Annotated in this window: 17 protein-coding genes; 13 read left to right on the forward strand and 4 right to left on the reverse strand. The window is 45.3% G+C overall.

Annotation, left to right across the window (positions count from 1 at the left end; translation table 11 throughout):
- Position 1: 1 nt before the first annotated feature.
- Positions 2 to 229: a DUF1858 domain-containing protein gene (locus tag BAZ21_RS19550; RefSeq protein WP_068504271.1), complete on the reverse strand. Its 228-nt coding sequence runs from the start codon at positions 227 to 229 to the stop codon at positions 2 to 4.
- Between the two features lie 236 nt (positions 230 to 465).
- Between BAZ21_RS19550 and BAZ21_RS19555 the strand changes: the two genes are divergently transcribed.
- Genes BAZ21_RS19555 through BAZ21_RS19575 form a run of 5 tightly spaced genes read left to right on the forward strand, consistent with a single transcriptional unit; the run spans position 466 to position 4,841 of the window.
- Positions 466 to 1,185 carry a hypothetical protein gene (locus tag BAZ21_RS19555; RefSeq protein WP_068504273.1) on the forward strand — a complete coding sequence of 240 codons (720 nt, stop codon included), beginning with the start codon at positions 466 to 468 and terminating at the stop codon, positions 1,183 to 1,185.
- 39 nt (positions 1,186 to 1,224) lie between these two features.
- Entirely contained in the window at positions 1,225 to 1,626 is a 402-nt protein-coding gene (locus BAZ21_RS19560; RefSeq protein WP_068504276.1) for a GntR family transcriptional regulator, read from the forward strand.
- Positions 1,627 to 1,679: 53 nt separating this feature from the next.
- The gene (locus tag BAZ21_RS19565) at positions 1,680 to 2,621 is read left to right on the forward strand and encodes an ATP-binding cassette domain-containing protein (RefSeq protein WP_084011760.1); all 942 of its coding nucleotides are present in this window, start codon (positions 1,680 to 1,682) and stop codon (positions 2,619 to 2,621) included.
- Positions 2,618 to 3,520, forward strand: a complete 903-nt coding sequence (locus tag BAZ21_RS19570; protein ID WP_068504278.1) for an ABC transporter ATP-binding protein — start codon at positions 2,618 to 2,620, stop codon at positions 3,518 to 3,520. The genes BAZ21_RS19565 and BAZ21_RS19570 overlap by 4 nt, the downstream gene beginning before the upstream one ends.
- Positions 3,513 to 4,841, forward strand: coding sequence for an ABC transporter permease (locus tag BAZ21_RS19575; protein ID WP_068504281.1), 1,329 nt, complete (start codon positions 3,513 to 3,515; stop codon positions 4,839 to 4,841). Before BAZ21_RS19570 ends, BAZ21_RS19575 begins: the two co-directional genes overlap by 8 nt.
- 299 nt (positions 4,842 to 5,140) lie before the next feature.
- Here the strand turns inward: BAZ21_RS19575 and BAZ21_RS19580 are convergent, their stop codons facing one another.
- On the reverse strand, positions 5,141 to 5,557 hold the full coding sequence (locus tag BAZ21_RS19580; RefSeq protein ID WP_068504283.1) for a MerR family transcriptional regulator: 417 nt from the start codon (positions 5,555 to 5,557) through the stop codon (positions 5,141 to 5,143).
- A 392-nt stretch (positions 5,558 to 5,949) separates the two neighbouring features.
- Between BAZ21_RS19580 and BAZ21_RS19585 the strand changes: the two genes are divergently transcribed.
- The 5 genes from BAZ21_RS19585 (at position 5,950) to iolI (ending at position 11,807) form a co-directional block, all read left to right on the forward strand.
- A complete protein-coding gene (locus BAZ21_RS19585; RefSeq protein ID WP_068504285.1) occupies positions 5,950 to 6,990 on the forward strand; it encodes an NAD(P)-dependent alcohol dehydrogenase in 1,041 nt (346 codons plus the stop codon).
- Between the two features lie 483 nt (positions 6,991 to 7,473).
- Positions 7,474 to 8,409, forward strand: coding sequence for a myo-inosose-2 dehydratase (iolE, locus tag BAZ21_RS19590; RefSeq protein ID WP_068504287.1), 936 nt, complete (start codon positions 7,474 to 7,476; stop codon positions 8,407 to 8,409).
- The gene (locus BAZ21_RS19595; protein WP_068504289.1) at positions 8,390 to 9,823 is read left to right on the forward strand and encodes a sugar porter family MFS transporter; all 1,434 of its coding nucleotides are present in this window, start codon (positions 8,390 to 8,392) and stop codon (positions 9,821 to 9,823) included. The genes iolE and BAZ21_RS19595 overlap by 20 nt, the downstream gene beginning before the upstream one ends.
- 53 nt (positions 9,824 to 9,876) lie before the next feature.
- On the forward strand, positions 9,877 to 10,890 hold the full coding sequence (locus tag BAZ21_RS19600) for a Gfo/Idh/MocA family protein (RefSeq protein WP_068504294.1): 1,014 nt from the start codon (positions 9,877 to 9,879) through the stop codon (positions 10,888 to 10,890).
- 71 nt (positions 10,891 to 10,961) lie between these two features.
- On the forward strand, positions 10,962 to 11,807 hold the full coding sequence (gene iolI, locus BAZ21_RS19605) for a 2-keto-myo-inositol isomerase (RefSeq protein WP_068504296.1): 846 nt from the start codon (positions 10,962 to 10,964) through the stop codon (positions 11,805 to 11,807).
- 196 nt (positions 11,808 to 12,003) lie between these two features.
- Here iolI and BAZ21_RS19610 read toward each other — a convergent pair whose 3' ends face one another.
- Both BAZ21_RS19610 and BAZ21_RS19615 read right to left on the reverse strand, forming a co-directional pair.
- Positions 12,004 to 12,393: a tautomerase family protein gene (locus BAZ21_RS19610; protein WP_068504298.1), complete on the reverse strand. Its 390-nt coding sequence runs from the start codon at positions 12,391 to 12,393 to the stop codon at positions 12,004 to 12,006.
- A gap of 28 nt (positions 12,394 to 12,421) precedes the next feature.
- Positions 12,422 to 13,171, reverse strand: coding sequence for a DeoR/GlpR family DNA-binding transcription regulator (locus tag BAZ21_RS19615; RefSeq protein ID WP_068504301.1), 750 nt, complete (start codon positions 13,169 to 13,171; stop codon positions 12,422 to 12,424).
- 139 nt (positions 13,172 to 13,310) lie between these two features.
- Here BAZ21_RS19615 and BAZ21_RS19620 point away from each other — a divergent pair, with 139 nt between their 5' ends.
- The 3 genes from BAZ21_RS19620 to iolB all read left to right on the forward strand — a co-directional run bounded on the left by BAZ21_RS19620 (position 13,311) and on the right by iolB (position 16,727).
- Complete coding sequence (locus BAZ21_RS19620) at positions 13,311 to 14,225, forward strand: AEC family transporter (RefSeq protein WP_068504303.1); 915 nt, start codon at positions 13,311 to 13,313, stop codon at positions 14,223 to 14,225.
- A 198-nt stretch (positions 14,226 to 14,423) separates the two neighbouring features.
- A complete protein-coding gene (gene iolA, locus BAZ21_RS19625) occupies positions 14,424 to 15,890 on the forward strand; it encodes a methylmalonate-semialdehyde dehydrogenase (protein WP_176718180.1) in 1,467 nt (488 codons plus the stop codon).
- 21 nt (positions 15,891 to 15,911) lie between these two features.
- Positions 15,912 to 16,727 carry a 5-deoxy-glucuronate isomerase gene (gene iolB / locus BAZ21_RS19630; RefSeq protein ID WP_068504346.1) on the forward strand — a complete coding sequence of 272 codons (816 nt, stop codon included), beginning with the start codon at positions 15,912 to 15,914 and terminating at the stop codon, positions 16,725 to 16,727.
- The last annotated feature ends 5 nt before the right edge of the window (positions 16,728 to 16,732 follow it).

Here is a 16,732-nt window from a genome sequence, read left to right on the forward strand (position 1 = left end):
TTTATTTTTGAATGGTAAAACCATGTTGCAAAAACGTCTGCTGCACGGTCTCCATACTCATTTTTTTCAATGTAATTCCTTTGGACAATGTCATAAAACGTCCCGCGGTCTGCAGCATGCCAGGCTTGGCGATATCGTGAAAACCTAGCTCTACCATAATGCTCTGCACTTCGGGATACCGATTAACAAGGTTAAATATCGGCTCATCCCAATGCAGTATCTTATCCATTTGACTCATCCCCTTAGTGAGAACGTTTATCAGTTACAGAGTAGCATAGGTTCGGGCGAGTCCTTGTGATTGTACGCACAGTTTCATTTTCAGTATTGACAGGTGTGCTTTAAGGTTTATATACTGTATATAAAGATATATACAGTAATAACACTGATCAATGTGATGATCCTCAGGAGACATGAGAGGCTGAGTTTGTCATTACAGACGGTGCAAGAAGGGATCAGGATGAGAAAATGAAAATCATGAAGCAGGCATGGGCAATCACCCGTCAGGATTTTCGCAATAATCCATATGCACTATTGTGGACGTTACTTTTTATTATGTATCTGGGTTTTACCATGAGCTTTGTTGTAAGTATGGAGTTGGGTGAGAGTGGAGCTTTAAATCCGGCAGCTGATTTTGTCGTGCTGGTGCTGACGCCGTTTCTTGGATTCATTTATAACCGTCGTACATTTAAATATTTGCAGGAAGACTCCTATACACATATGCTGGCTTTCCTTCGCACATTGCCTATCCCGGTGAGCGCGGTCATTATGAGTCGAATTCAACAAGCGATTTTCGCGTTTATCGGGAACAGTGTGATATTTTTTATTCTTCTATTTACGCTGTCAGGGACGCTTCGGGCATATGCCGGTCCGGGTTTCTTTGTATCGTTTGCTCTGACCTGGATAGGCTACGGGATGCTGATTCAAGCCATCTATATGTATTTGGAATTTCTTAAAAGGGGAAAAGCCTACTTTTGGCTATCCCTTGTCATCATGCTGATTTGCGGAATGATTTCGATTATGGTTCGAATATATGGAGCTAATCTGGTATCCATAACGGCATTTTACAGCAAGGAATGGCAGCTATTGTCCCCCGTGATGTGGGGAGCGCTGGCGGCAGGAGTTTTTGGAATTTTTGTATCCTATCGAATGACACTGCGCAGGCTTATCAAGCGTGATCTGGCATAGCTGCATGTGTAGGAGGATACAGAGAGGGGAGAGACGCAGGTGAATATACCGGTGCAAATTGATGAGAATAGCGCTGAACCGCTGTATGCGCAGATTGAAAAGCAGCTTCGTTCACTCATCGTAACCGGACAGATTGCAGCGGGAACGCTGCTTCCCTCCATTCGGGAGTTTGCAGGGACGCTCCGTTGCAGCGTGATCACCGTCCGGCGGGTCTATCAGGATTTGGAGAACGAGGGCTTGCTTCGTACCCGCCAGGGAACGGGAACCTTCGTCGCGCTGGTCGAGGAAGATATGCGTTCAGGCTACCGACTCAAAGCGGTGACCGAGGCACTGGACACAGCGATTGCTACGGGCATCGCTGTACAGATGACAGAACAGGAATTGTTGGAGCTTTTCGCAGAGATGGTGAAGAAAAGGTATGAAGCCCAAGCAAAGGAGTGACGCCCGTGAAAATCCATGTAAACAACCGTGTGGAGGTATCAGTGGGAACACCGATGGAAATACAGGTGAAAGCACCGATTATTGAGATGAACCAGGTCTATAAAACCCGGAGAGACCGTCAGATTGGACCGATTAATCTGACCATTGATCCGGGATACGTGGTTGCTTTGGCCGGACATAACGGATCAGGAAAAAGTACATTGATTCATTTACTGACCCAGCTTGTTCACCCGGATTCCGGTGAAATTCGATGGTTCGGTCAAGCGTATCCGGAAGGCATGCCTGTAGATACGCGGCAATGGGTCGGATATGTGCCAGAGCATCCGACCCGCGAGGAAGATCGTCTCACGGCGGAAGCCGCGGCCGCTTTTCGAGCGATGTGGTATCCGGGCTGGGATGAAACGCGTTTTCAGCGTATGATGAAACGATTTCAGGTTCCTACGCATACCAAATTATCGCGTATGTCCAAAGGAGAGCGGCGTAAGTTTGAGCTGGCTGCTGCCTTGGCGCCTCATCCTCGTTTATTGCTGCTGGATGAGCCTTCGTCGGGTCTGGACCCTTTTGCATGGAAGATTATGCTGGAGGAACTGCGGGATTGTATGGAAAACGGCAAAACGACGGTCATTATCGCCACTCATATCATAGATGAAATCAAACGCTTGGCAGATTATATTGTCCTGATGCATGAAGGCAGGCTGCTCGGCAAGCTGGAAAAGGATTATCTGCTCGAAAATAGCAAGGAAATGTGGTTTGAGGGCACGCCGGAGGAAGCATCGGAGCTTCCGGGGGTTATAGAGACAGAGAGCGAAGGAAGATTGCAGCGAATTGTAACGTTGGAGGCAATAGAAGCCAGCGCCATTTTGGAGCAAGCAGGTATTCGTCCCATCCGTGTGCGGCGTCTGGAACTGGATGATATTTTAATACATTGGGCTGCGGGACAATTACCAGGCAATGAAGGGACTTTCGCGCAGAAGAAAGGAGATGAGCATTCATGAGTATGCTGCAATTGGAAAAGGTCGTGAAGCAGTATGGAAATTATACGGCGGTAAACGGAATTTCGCTGAATGTGAACGGCGGGGAGATTTACGGACTGCTGGGAGGTAATGGTGCAGGTAAAACGACAACCATGCGAATGGTGCTCGGCTTGATTTACCCTGACGGGGGAAGCATTCAATATGAGGGCAAGCCGTATAGCAAGGAGCTTCAGCGGACAATGGGCTATTTGCCCGAGGAGCGAGGGCTATACCCCAAGGTGAAGGTGAGCGAGCAAATAAACTATTTGGGCAGGCTGCGCGGCATGTCGGCCAAGGAGGCGGACCAAAGCCTGCGCTACTGGCTGGAGCGCTTTGGCGTACCGGAATATTACGATAAACGGATTGAAGAGCTATCCAAAGGGAACCAGCAGAAAATGGGCTTTATTGCAGCCGTCGTGCATCGCCCCACGTTGCTTATATTGGACGAGGCCTTCAGCGGGCTTGATCCTGTGAACGTCGAGCTGCTTAAGGAGACAGTGAAGGAGCTGCGGGACGATGGGGCTGCGATTTTATTCTCGACCCACCGCATGGAGCATGTGGAAGAACTGTGCCGCCATATTACGATTTTGCATCGTTCGAATACAGTTGTGCAAGGAAGTGTGCAGGAAATCAAGAACCGCTACCCGCGTGAAAAAGTTCGGCTCATCACCACAGGTGAAGTGAACGGACTGGAGCAATTGCCCGGTGTGCGTCGTGTAGAGACTATGGACCGCGGCTGGCTGCTGCATATTGAGCAGTCGGATGCGGCAAAGTTGATTTTGCAAACGGCCCTGGGGCAAACAGATGTGGAGCATTTTGAGATCAAAGAACCTACACTGAACGAAATTTTCATCCGAGAGGTGGGCGATTCTCATGAATAGACTGGGTACGGTGATCGGTTTTACGTTTCGTCAGAAGGCGAAAACCAAATCTTTTATCATTACGACGCTGATATTGGCCTTGCTCATTACCCTGGGCATGAACCTGCCGTATTTGATTTCTTTGTTTAAAGGAGAAGGGGCAGGTGTTGCAGGCGTCTTCGGGAAAACAGCAGCCGAGCAACATCGTCTGGCACTGATTGCTGGCAGCCGAACAGAGGTTGCCGATCAATTGGAGAAATTCACCAAGGAACAGTCCAATCCGGTAGCCACTTGGGTGCGTTATGACAACGCACAGACTTCAGCCATGCAGCAAGCCTTGAAGGACGGGAAACTGCAGGGTTATGTGGAGCTCAAGGAGCCTGCCGCCAAGGGAGAAGCGTTTCCCCAAGTGGAGTACGTATCTGTACAAAAAGAACCATCCCCGGCTGTCATTACATTGCTGCAAACGGGATTACAGGCAGCAAAGGTTCAAGCCATCATTGGCGACAATACGTTGACCAGTGCTCAAGTTCGTGAAGTTAGCACGCCTGTAGTCGTGGATAGCAGGAAAGTGGACAGTCCGTCTGAGGCAGGGGGAGCTGTGGGGACAAAGGATAAAGCGGCCTCTATGATTAACTATGGCTTGGTCTATATACTGATGATCCTGTTCTTCACCTCATCGATGATGACGGGCAATATGATTGCTTCGGAGGTGACTTCGGAAAAAAGCTCGCGTATTATGGAGATTCTCATCACGAGCGTATCGCCGTTGACCCAGATGTTCGGGAAAATTATCGGTATCTTTCTGGTCGGATTGATGCAGATCGCTGTTTTCGCCATCGTTATATGTGCCAACCTGATGCTGCCGCATAACGGTGCCATCCTCAGCTCAGCCGGGCTGGACCTGTCACAGTTGAACACTGCGGTGCTCAGCTATGGCTTGATTTTTTACATCCTGGGCTACTTTCTGTACGCCGTATTGTTCGCGGCTGTCGGCTCCATCGTTAGCCGCACGGAGGAACTGGGACAGGCGATCATGCCGATTACCGTACTGTCCTTGGCGGCCTTTTATATCGGTATCTTCAATATCGCTGCACCTGACACGATGTTCGTCAAGGTCGCTGGATACATTCCATTCTTTTCTCCGACCGTCATGCTGCTGCGCATTGGTTTGGAACGGGCAAGCCTGCTGGAAATATGGCTGTCACTTGCCATTCTGGTCGCCTCCATCCTGTTCTTCGGCTGGCTGGCCGCCAAGATTTATCGGACAGGCGTCTTAATGTACGGGAAACGCCCTACTTTCAAAGAGCTAAGAAAGGCTATGAAGGCCTATAAAATTTAGATTTTTTTAAGTGTTGTGAGTAACCATTATAAATGAGACTGCTTTAAGTAATAACCGAGACAGGTTTACAATACATGTGTGAGACAATCTGAACCCTTGGTACACCGCAAATGCTGTTGTATCGAGGGTTTGTTTTTTTAAGTATAAATCGGACAAATCGGTCACAATCAATATATGGAGTGGGAATATTGGATAAACACTAAATCGTTTGGCTTATACTGTTTTGTTACCAATTGATCGATTACCATCTTTGAAGGATTTCCCGTTCGGTCTGTTTCTGTTAGTTAGTTCTGTTTCTGTTAGTTAGTAATGAGACTCCCTATTTTATTGTTTTTATGAATATTTTCCGTTCCGGCATCCAATGCAGTTTTGTAATATAAGCATTTATGTTCAATGACTTCCATTGTTTTTTTTAGTTCTTCCATTTGTGCTTCTACAGTAGCTTTTCGTTCCATAAACATGTCATATCTTTGTTGTAATGTGGAATCCCCACCAGAACACCAATCAATGAAATTTTTAATTTCTTTGATTGGCATCCCGGTGGATTTTAGACATTCAATTATTTTTAAAGCGTCGATATCGGATTCTTTAAATAATCTTGTTCCGCTAGATGTCCGTTCTACAAAAGGCATAAGTCCCTCCTTGTCGTAGTAACGCAAGGCGTATGCTGTAAGATTCAATTCTTTTGCAACTTCGCTGATAGAATATGTCTTCATCATGTATCTCCTATTCTTGATTGGATAGACTTCGAGTTAACTCGAGGGTATAAGGGGGATTCTATCAAGTTATTTGTTGAATGTCAAAGTCCCCTTAATAGGAAAAGTAGAATCAGGTTCTATCTAACAGAAATATATTAACAAGAAAATAATATAACTAGATAGAGGCTATATTAATAGATGAAATGAACCTGTATGAGCGGAAATCTTCAAAAGGAATATAAACTAGTCGCTTGACTTAGAGTTAACTATAAGGATTAACATTGATTTACAAGAGAAAAAAGTATGAATGGAAATGAATGATGGGAACTTCAACCGATTTTTAGCTAATTTTCAATTTATACTGGTACAACTGCGTTCTCTTGAAAAATATAAATTATAGGAGGCTATTTATGATAACTGCTAAAGCACGAGCTGTAGACGGTCCAGACAAACCGTTTCGATCGGCTGAAATTAAACGACGGGATCTTGATTCACATGATGTTCTGATTGAAATTAAATATGCCGGCATATGCCATTCTGACATCCACACAGCTCACGGCGAATGGGGGCCAGTGAACTACCCTCTCGTACCTGGACATGAGATTGCAGGGATTGTCACGGATGTAGGATCTGAAGTTACAAAGTACAGAGTTGGTGACCGGGTAGGGGTTGGCTGCATGGTTGATTCCTGTGGCGAATGTGAGAACTGTCGTAAAGGAGAGGAACAATACTGCCTTAAAGGAAATATCCCTACCTACGCTGGCGTTGACAAATACGGCGAGCCTACACAAGGTGGATATTCTACTCACATTGTCGTAACTGAGGATTTTGTAGTAAGAATTCCAAATAATATTGAGCTTGACGTGGCTGCTCCATTACTTTGCGCAGGTATTACGACTTATTCGCCGTTAAACCTCTGGGGAGCTGGTCCAGATAAGAAAGTAGCGGTTGTGGGAATGGGAGGTCTTGGTCATATGGCTGTCAAGATTGCACATGCTATGGGTGCTGAGGTAACCGTTTTATCACAAACATTAAAGAAAAAGGATGATGGCTTGCAATTTGGCGCGGATCACTATTATGCCACAAGCGAACCAGAAACATTCGAAAAACTTGCTGGGTACTTTGATTTGATTATTAACACGGTAAGTGCCAATATCGATATGGATGCTTATTTTGCACTACTCACTCTTGATGGAACTTTGGTGAACGTCGGTGCCCCTGGGGAGCCGTTGTCACTAAATGTGATGTCTCTCATCGGACGTCGCCGTTCATTTGCAGGTTCAATGATAGGAGGCATCCGTGAGACACAGGAAATGTTGGATTTCTGTGCAAAACATAATATTGTTCCTAAGATTGAAGTAATATCGGCCGACCAGATTGACGAAGCCTACAAACGAGTGTTAGCTTCTGATGTGAAGTATAGATTCGTGATTGACATTAGTACAATGTGAGCTATGTAAATAATAATTTATAAAAGTGATTTTTAATTGTGAAGGTGTCCCCAAAGCATTGCTTGGGACACCTTCACTTTTTTCTGTCTACAATCTTATTAAATCTTTGATGCTCTTTGTAAGACGACTCCTTTCAATATTATCGATAAAACCAGAATCTAGGACCTATTTTTATATGTTTTTTCAGATACTGTTGCGTATATATACATTGATATTGATGAGAATTAACGAAAAATGATAATATATAACCAAAATATGATCATTTCTTTATCGTTAAAAACAATAAACAATGAATAAATGAGCGGATTTAGATAGAAAATTAAAAAAATAAGAAAATAAAAGAAAAAACATTGACTGAAAGCGCTTTTAATATTACTATATAATCACACAATGATCAAAAGTTAATCATTATATTATCATTCCAATGGAGGGAATTGATTCCTGAGCAATACCTCATTTATTTTGATCTGAAGGAGAGTGCTTATGAGACATCAAGATATCATGTGGGGGATTGCACCCATAGGTTGGCGCAATGATGACATCCCGGAGATAGGGGCAGGAAACACGCTTCAGCATTTACTTAGCGATATCGTTGTAGCCGGGTTTCAGGGAACTGAAGTCGGCGGTTTTTTTCCAGAAGCGAGCGTGCTGAATAAGGAACTTCAGCTACGCAAGCTGAAGATTGCCGCTCAATGGTTCAGTAGTTTTATTATTCGTGACGGTATTGAAGATGTGATTGGGCTTTTCCGTAAGCAATGCAGTTACCTGAATACAGTTCAAGCGAGTGCGATCGTTGTATCTGAGCAAACTTATAGTGTTCAGGGTTTAGAGAAAAATGTGTTTGCCGATAAGCCGTATTTCTCGGATCAGGAATGGGAAAGATTGTGTCAGGGATTGAACCTTTTGGGTGAGGTTGCCGAGGAGTATGGCTTAAAGCTGGTGTATCATCACCATATGGGTACAGGTGTTCAGACAGGCAGCGAGATCGAGAGGCTTATGGCAGGAACTGATCCGCAGCATGTACATTTGCTGTATGATACAGGCCATATCTTCGTCTCGGATGGTGATTATATGACCACATTGAACCGGCATATTGACCGTATCAAACATGTGCACTTCAAGGATGTCAGACTTCAGGTGATGAGTGAAAGCAAAAATGCAGGAAAATCCTTTTTGCAATCCTTCCTTAGCGGAATGTTCACAGTACCTGGAGATGGGGGTATCGATTTTACCCAGGTGTACGGCAAGTTGGTAGCTGAAGGATATACAGGTTGGATTGTCGTTGAAGCCGAGCAAGATCCGAGTATTGCTAATCCTCTTGAATACGCTTTAATAGCACGTAAATATATTGACGAAAAACTCCTTGATCAGAATTTGAATCAGGAAAGAGGTGGCCTTTATGAGAGTCGAAGCAGCTAAAAATTCTTTTCTGACCAAAGTTATTTTGATTTCAACACTGGGAGGATTGCTGTTCGGTTATGACACAGGCGTTATTAACGGGGCACTTCCTTTTATGTCTGGCAAAGACCAGCTTAATCTTACCTCCTTTACGGGGGGGCTTGTCGCCAGTTCGTTGCTGTTCGGTGCCGCTCTGGGAGCCGTTTTTGGAGGGCGCTTGTCCGACTACAATGGACGTAGAAAGAACATCATGTTGTTGTCCGTGGTGTTCTTCGTTTCAACGATTGGTTGTGCGCTCGCACCGAATGTGACAATTATGATTATATCGCGCTTTTTGCTGGGCTTGGCCGTTGGTGGCGCTTCCGTAACAGTCCCGTCTTATTTGGCCGAGGTTGCCCCGGCGGATCGACGCGGAGGCATTGTAACTATGAATGAACTGATGATTGTAAGTGGTCAACTGTTTGCTTTTGTCATCAATGCGATCTTGGGTACAGCATTCGGTGATACCAGCCATGTATGGAGATATATGCTTGCTATTGCGGCCCTACCTGCGCTATTCCTGTTCATCGGAATGTTTCGGGTGCCTGAAAGTCCACGTTGGCTTGTAAGCAAGAAGAGAAACGACGAGGCTCTTACTGTGCTTGCCAAAATTTTCAGTAAAGAGAAAGCCACAGAAGAGCTTGCAGAGATCCAGGCAACAGTCAATCAGGAGAAAGAGGTAAAGAAAGCAGGATTCAAGGATTTGGCGACTCCATGGGTTCGTCGTATAATGTTCCTTGGAATAGGGATTGCTGTTGTTCAACAGATTACAGGTGTAAATTCGATTATGTACTATGGAACTCAGATCCTGAAAGACGCAGGTTTTACAACAAATGCTGCTTTAATTGGTAATATTGCAAACGGTGTCATTTCAGTTCTGGCTACTTTTGTAGGCATCTGGTTACTAGGCAAAGTTGGTCGTCGTCCGATGCTGATCACCGGCCTGACTGGAACAACTGCCGCACTGCTGTTGATTGCAATCTTTTCGTCTACAATGCATGGATCAGCCGCACTGCCTTACGTCGTTTTGGCTTTGACCGTTACATTTCTTGCCTTTCAGCAGGGAGCAATTTCACCTGTAACTTGGCTCATGCTATCAGAAATTTTTCCGCTTCGCTTGCGTGGTTTCGGGATGGGGGTGACGGTCTTCTTCCTTTGGATTGTTAACTTTGTCATCGGGTTATTGTTCCCGGTACTTCTTGGAAGCTTGGGACTGTCCACAACTTTTTATGTTTTCGTTATATTGGGCGTTTTGGCGATCATGTTCGTAAAAATTTTCTTGCCGGAAACCAAAGGTTTGTCTCTGGAACAGTTAGAGCAAAATTTTCGTAACCACGGAAAGAATACTAGAGGTTTGCAGGATAGTTATAGCGCAAAAGCAGCATCTACCGATTAAAACTTAAATTGAAAGCGCTATATTTAATTTAGAATATCAGGAGGAATAATAATATGACTTTGAAAATTGGCGTTATCGGAACAGGTGCAATCGGTCGAGAACATATTCGCAGAATTACAAATAACTTGTCAGGAGCCACAATTGTTGCCGTAACTGACGTTAATGCAGAAGCAGCCAAGGCGGCTGTAGATAATTACAAGCTGAATGCACAGGTATTTCCGGATGACAAAACATTGATTGAATCCGGCGGCGTTGATGCCATTTTGGTGACTAGCTGGGGTCCTGCTCATCAGCAAAGTGTTATGGCAGGTATCGAAGCAGGCAAATACGTATTCTGCGAGAAGCCACTCGCAACTACGGCTCAAGGATGTATGGAAATTGTTCAGGCTGAAGTCAGACATGGAAAAAAGCTTGTTCAAGTTGGTTTCATGCGCCGTTATGATCAAGGCTACCAGCAACTTAAACAAGCGATCGACTCCAAGTTCATTGGTGAACCTTTGATGATTCGCTGTGCACACCGCAACCCGGAAGTGGATGATAAATATACAACGGATATGGCGGTTACAGATACGCTCGTTCATGAGATTGATGTGTTGCACTGGCTGGTGAATGATGATTACAAATCGGTGCAAGTCGCTTATCCCAAAAAAACAAGACACGCTTCCAGCCATCTGCGCGATCCGCAAGTCGTTACGCTTGAAACTCAGGGAGGTATCCTGATCAACGCAGAAATTTTCGTGAACTGCAAATACGGCTACGATATTCAATGCGAAGTTATCGGTGAGGAAGGCGTTGTCAAACTGCCTGAGGTGCCTAGCATCACATTCCGTAAAGAAGCTCAGCTCGGAACACATATTTTGATGGACTGGAAGCAGCGTTTCCTTGATGCGTATGACCGTGAATTGCAAGATTTTATTGATTCTATCCGCCTGTCAGGTGAGCCACAAGGTCCTACTGCATGGGATGGTTACATTGCTTCTGTTACGGCAGACGCATGTGTCAGAGCTCAGGAATCCGGCCGTCAGGAACCTGTTGAAATGGGAGAGAAACCGAGCTTATACAATTAAGGAAGTAAAAAGCGGCGTTTATGTTTAACAAACCAGACAAAATCATAAAAAGATGGGGATGAGAATGAACGATGAAACTATGTTTTAATCAAGCAACAACCCTGAACAACTCGAACCTCGTTAATGACCTGAAATATTGTGAAAAGTACGGATATGATTATATCGAAATTCGGACTATGGACAAATTGCCAGAGTATTTGAAGGATCATTCTATTGACGATCTGGTACAATATTTCCAGTCCAATCATATCAAGCCACTGGCATTCAATGCCTTGGTGTTCTTTAACAACAGGGATGAGGCCGAATATCAGGCACTTTTGGATGAATATCGCCAAATGCTGGACATCGGCTCACGGTTAGGTGTGGAATATATTGTTGCAGTCCCCCTTGTTACCGAGAAAAAAATTACACATGCTGATATCAAGGCAAGCTCTGTCAAGGTGCTGAGAGAACTATCGGACCTGGCGAAGCCCTATGGTATTAAAATAGCTGTGGAATTCGTCGGACATCCGCAGTGTACGGTTAACACCTTCGGTCAGGCTTACGACATTGTTGAGGAAGTCGCATGTGACAATGTTGGCCTTGTGCTGGATTGTTTCCACTTTCATGCAATGGGATCGAAGCGTGAAGACCTGTTGCGGTCCGATGTCTCTAAAATTTTCATCGTGCATATTGACGATACCGAAGATTTTCCGATCGGCTTCCTGACCGACGAAGACCGCGTATGGCCGGGGCTTGGAGCCATTGATCTTGACTTTATTTTTGCTACTCTTAAGGAAAAAGGTTATGATCACGTCGTTTCGGTCGAACTGTTCCGTCCGGAATACTATGAACTGGATGCGGAAGAAGCAATACGAACAGCCAAGGAAACAACGTTGCAGGTTGTCTCCAGACACTATAACTTTCAACTGTCCTGAATTGAATATTAAGCTTAATGCATTCATCTAATAGCACCAAATATTCGGAGGCTGCCTGTCTTAACAGGTGGCCTCCGAACTTTGCTGCGATGAAGGGTCCAAAAAACGGAATGGACTGGCTCTGACGAAAACAGTATGGCCTCCGTCAGAGGGACGAAGGCCATACACCAAATAATGACTTATGAATCTATAAAGTCTATAGTTCCCCGGTTAAAAATTGTGCTCGTCCATATCCGAAGCTCCAGTCACCAATGCCGTTCTCGACGATGGATATCATCACGTCGCTAGGGGCAATACCGCATTCCCGCTCTAGACGCTCGACCAGAAGTTTGTACAGCAACTCCTTTTGTTCCGGTGTTCGCTCTTTGCTCACGACACTAATGATAACGACCTCAGGGGTGCGCTCAAAGCCCAGACCGGTATCTTCGATAATCATCTCGTGTGGAGCGTGCTGGTGTACGATCTGGTACCGGTCTCTGACAGGAACGCCAAAGGCTTCAACCATTGCAATGTGAGCAGCATCCAGAAGTTTTTTTAGTTCCTCGGGGCTACGTCCTTCGATAACATCAAACCGCAATAATGGCATATTGTTTTCCTCCTATAATGAGTGGGATTTAGGGTGTTTTGACTTCAATATTATGCGCTCTGCAAAAAGCCTGGAACTGATTTACAAGCGGATTAGAAGAGATAATTATGTCTACATCCTCAAGCGATGCGTAGGTCAGTAATGTTGATTTACCGAACTTGCTCGGGTCTGCGAGCAAAATCAATTTTTCCGCCTTTTGAGCAATAATCTTCTTAATCTCGAACTCCAGTAAATCCGAGTTGGTAAGTCCGTGGGTTATGCTGACTCCTGTTGCCGCCATAAACGCTTTGTTCACATTATATTTGTCCAGCATGCGAGGTTCGTCAATACCAACAAACGATTTGGTCTTTTGTTTGAATGTATTGCCGATAACCAGTAGATTGACTAAGGGGAGTTCAGCAGCACCGTTAATGATATCCAGACTGTTTGTCAGTATCGTGAAAGAAATGTTGGTGGGAAAGTATTTGGCCATATGGCAAGTCGTTGTACCGGAATCTATAAAGATCAGGTCATTTTCCTCAATGCAAGAGGAAGCCAAATGCGAAATGCCATTTTTTTCGAACGAATGCTTGCTTCCCCGGTTTTCAAACGGAATAGGATCTGTGGTAGCGGCAACTCCTCCATACACTTTTTCAATAGAGCCTTTGCGAACAATCTGGCTTATATCCCTCCTTATCGTATTTTTGGAAACTTCGAATTTTTGGCACAGCTCATCCAGGGTGACATTTTTATGAGAGTGAACGTACTCTTCAATATCTTGTAAGCGTCTGGCTTTCATGGCATTCTCCTGTTAAATAAATTGATATAATTAATATAAAATAATACCAACATATAATCAACACATTATTAATAATAGACAAAAACATTACAATCAACTTATGATATTTACGTTATAATTTATGGAGGGAGCTGCCACAATGCTGGAGATTTTGATTCATGAAAATATGATCTTGTTGACTTACATGGCGATTGGATTTCTTGCCTCCAGGTTAAAGTTGCTGCATACGTCCCACATGGAGGGGTTGTCCAGAGTGTTGCTAGGCATTTCACTGCCAAGTGCCATTCTGTATAGTCTTCAAGTTCCTTTTTCTAGAGAAATGTTGCGTGATATCGGTATCACCTTAATCGTTGCTGTGGCTATATTGTTCTCAACCCTCGCTATCGGCAGCCTGTCAGCGAGGCTGCTCGGAATAAAGACTGGGGAGCGAGAAGTATGGGTGGGCTGCTGCGTATTCTCCAGTATCTTGTTTATTGGAATGCCGATTGTGGAGGCGATGTACGGAGAGCGAGGGCTGGCTCTACTCGTAACCTACAATGCGATATTCAATGTTGCACTGTTCAGCATGGGGGTACGCATTTTCTCGGCGGATAAGGCCAGTACGGTGTCGCTTGCAGGATTGCTGCGTAATCCGGCAATTATAGCGACCGCTGTAGGATTTGGCATGTTTCTTCTAAACGTCAGGCTGCCCGATCCTCTGCTTGATGCAAGCAAATCGCTTGGAGGATTGACTGTGCCGATTGCAATGATGATGACAGGCTCAATGATCGCCGGCAGCAAGCTAGGAACACTGCTGCGCAGCAAGCGGGCGTATCTCTTCAGTCTGGTGCGCCAGGTTGTTGTCCCTGTTGTGCTTCTGGTGATGTTCAAGCCAATACTGGAGGAAGGAACACTGCTGGGCATCGCCTTTTTGGTCAGCGCCATGCCTTCCGGTGCCTCTAACTCTGTATTTGCTGAAACGTATGGAGGTAGAGGTGGCGAAGCTTCACAATATGTTGTGATGTCAACTTTAATTTCAATTTTCACCATACCACTGTTGTTCTTGTTGGTGTAATAATTTGTAAATAGGTACGCATCGAATCAAAAAAATGATCACATTTAGTTTTTTAATTAGGTTGACGGTTACTTTTTTATCGGATATCATAAAAACATAACCAAGATATAATCAAAAAGTGAGTTTAAGTGATGAACTGCCCTTACAATTAGTAAATCATATTCAACATGAGAGAGGAGCTTGACGATGTCCACAACAATGAACACAACGGCAAGAAAATTAAAGAACTATATTGGTGGTAAATGGGTAGAAAGCCGGGCGACCAAATATGAAGGCGTTTACAACCCGGCTACCAAAGAATTGATTTGTGAAGTTCCATTGTCAACGAGAGAAGATATGGAGTATGCGGTGCAAGTTGCGAAGGAAGCGTTCGAGAAATGGAAAAAAGTCGCAGTCCCAAGACGCGCACGGGTTCTGTTCAATTACCAGCAGCTTCTTCTGAAGCACAAAGACGAACTGGCTCGCCTGATTACGATTGAGAACGGCAAAAGCCTTCAGGAAGCACTCGGCGAGGTGCAGCGCGGAATTGAGAACGTCGAGTTCGCCGCAGGAACGCCTTCCCTGATGATGGGTGATTCACTGGCAACCATTGCAACGGATGTCGAGGCAACCAACTATCGCTATCCAATCGGAGTCGTAGGCGGAATCGCGCCGTTCAACTTCCCAATGATGGTACCATGCTGGATGTTTCCGATGGCGATCTCGCTGGGTAATGCATTTATTTTGAAGCCTTCCGAGCGTACTCCGCTCCTTACCGAGAAGATTGCTGAACTGTTCACTGAAGCGGGATTACCTGCCGGTGTGTTCAACATTGTATACGGAGCTCATGATGTCGTAAACGGCATTCTGGAGAATCCCGAAATTAAAGCGATTTCATTTGTTGGCTCCAAGCCGGTCGGCGAGTATGTGTACAAGAAAGGCAGCGAGCACCTGAAACGGGTGCAGGCGCTGACAGGAGCGAAGAACCATACGATTGTCCTGAGTGATGCCAACCTGGAAGATACAGTAACGAACGTTGTGAGTGCTGCTTTCGGCTCCGCCGGAGAACGCTGCATGGCCTGCGCGGTTGTTACTGTGGAAGAGGGAATCGCTGATGAGTTTATTGCTTTGCTCAAGGAAAAAACGCAAAACGTGAAAATGGGTAACGGTCTGGATGACGGTGTATTCCTCGGTCCGGTAATCCGTGAAGAGAACAAAGAGCGCACCATCCGTTACATTGAGAAAGGCGTCGAAGAAGGAGCACAACTGCTGATTGACGGTCGTGACCGCTTGCTTGAGGATGGCTATTTCGTTGGACCAACCATTTTTGAAGGCGTAACAACCGATATGACGATCTGGAAAGAAGAAATTTTCGCTCCGGTATTGTCTGTAATCCGGGTGAAGAACCTGAAGGAAGCTGTGGAAATCGCGAATCAATCGGAATTTGCCAATGGAGCATGTCTTTTCACAACGAACGCTCACTCCATTCGCTACTTCCGTGAAAATATTGATGCAGGGATGCTGGGTATAAACCTTGGCGTACCGGCTCCGATGGCATTTTTCCCGTTCTCGGGCTGGAAATCTTCCTTCTATGGCACACTTCATGCCAACGGTAAAGACAGCGTGGACTTCTACACTCGGAAAAAAGTCGTAACTGCACGTTATACAGAACCTGAATTTGAGTAATACTGGAGGGATTCAGTCGTGATCAGTCATTTGTTGCGCAAGCCCAATCAAGTTCAACCAAACGATGTTACAGTGGTTCATCAATTAACGACGCAAGACACGGAGCTGGAATATGTCGGCTTCAAAATGATTGATTTCAAAGTGAACGGACGCTATGAAGAAGTGCTGACGGATCAGGAATGCTGTATTGTTGCCGTTACAGGCAAGATCACCGTTACCGAAGGCGAGCATGTTTTCGAAGGAATCGGAACGAGACAGAGTGTTTTTGAGAAAAAACCGACAGACAGCGTGTTCGTATCCGGCGGAAAAAGCTTCACGATTGAAGCGGTAACGAACGCAACCGTCGCACTGTGCTACGCTCCTGCTCTGGTGTCGCTCCAGACAAGGTGGATCAAGGCCGAAGACGTCGGCGTTGAGCACCGCGGGAAATATCAGAATAAACGCATGGTTCACAATATTTTGCCGGATAACGACCCATCCGCAAGCAGCCTGCTTGTCGTGGAAGTATATACGGAGGGGGGCAATTTCTCCAGCTATCCGCCGCACAAGCACGATCAGGACCGTCTGCCGGATGAATCGTTCCTGGAAGAAACCTACTACCATGAAGTTGAGCCGCATGCCGGATTTTTGTTCCAGCGGGTATACACGGATGACCGGAGTCTGGATGAGACAATGGCTGTCGAACATCGGGATGTGGTTATTGTACCGGCCGGATATCATCCTGTAGGCGTACCAGACGGGTATACGTCCTACTATTTGAACGTTATGGCAGGCCCTAGGCGCATTTGGAAATTCCATAATGACCCGGATCATGAATGGATTCTGGATCGGAAATAAATGAA

Origin of the sequence: Paenibacillus kribbensis, assembly GCF_001705305.1 — a bacterium.
In the GTDB taxonomy this organism is placed as follows: Bacteria; Bacillota; Bacilli; order Paenibacillales; family Paenibacillaceae; genus Paenibacillus; species Paenibacillus kribbensis_B.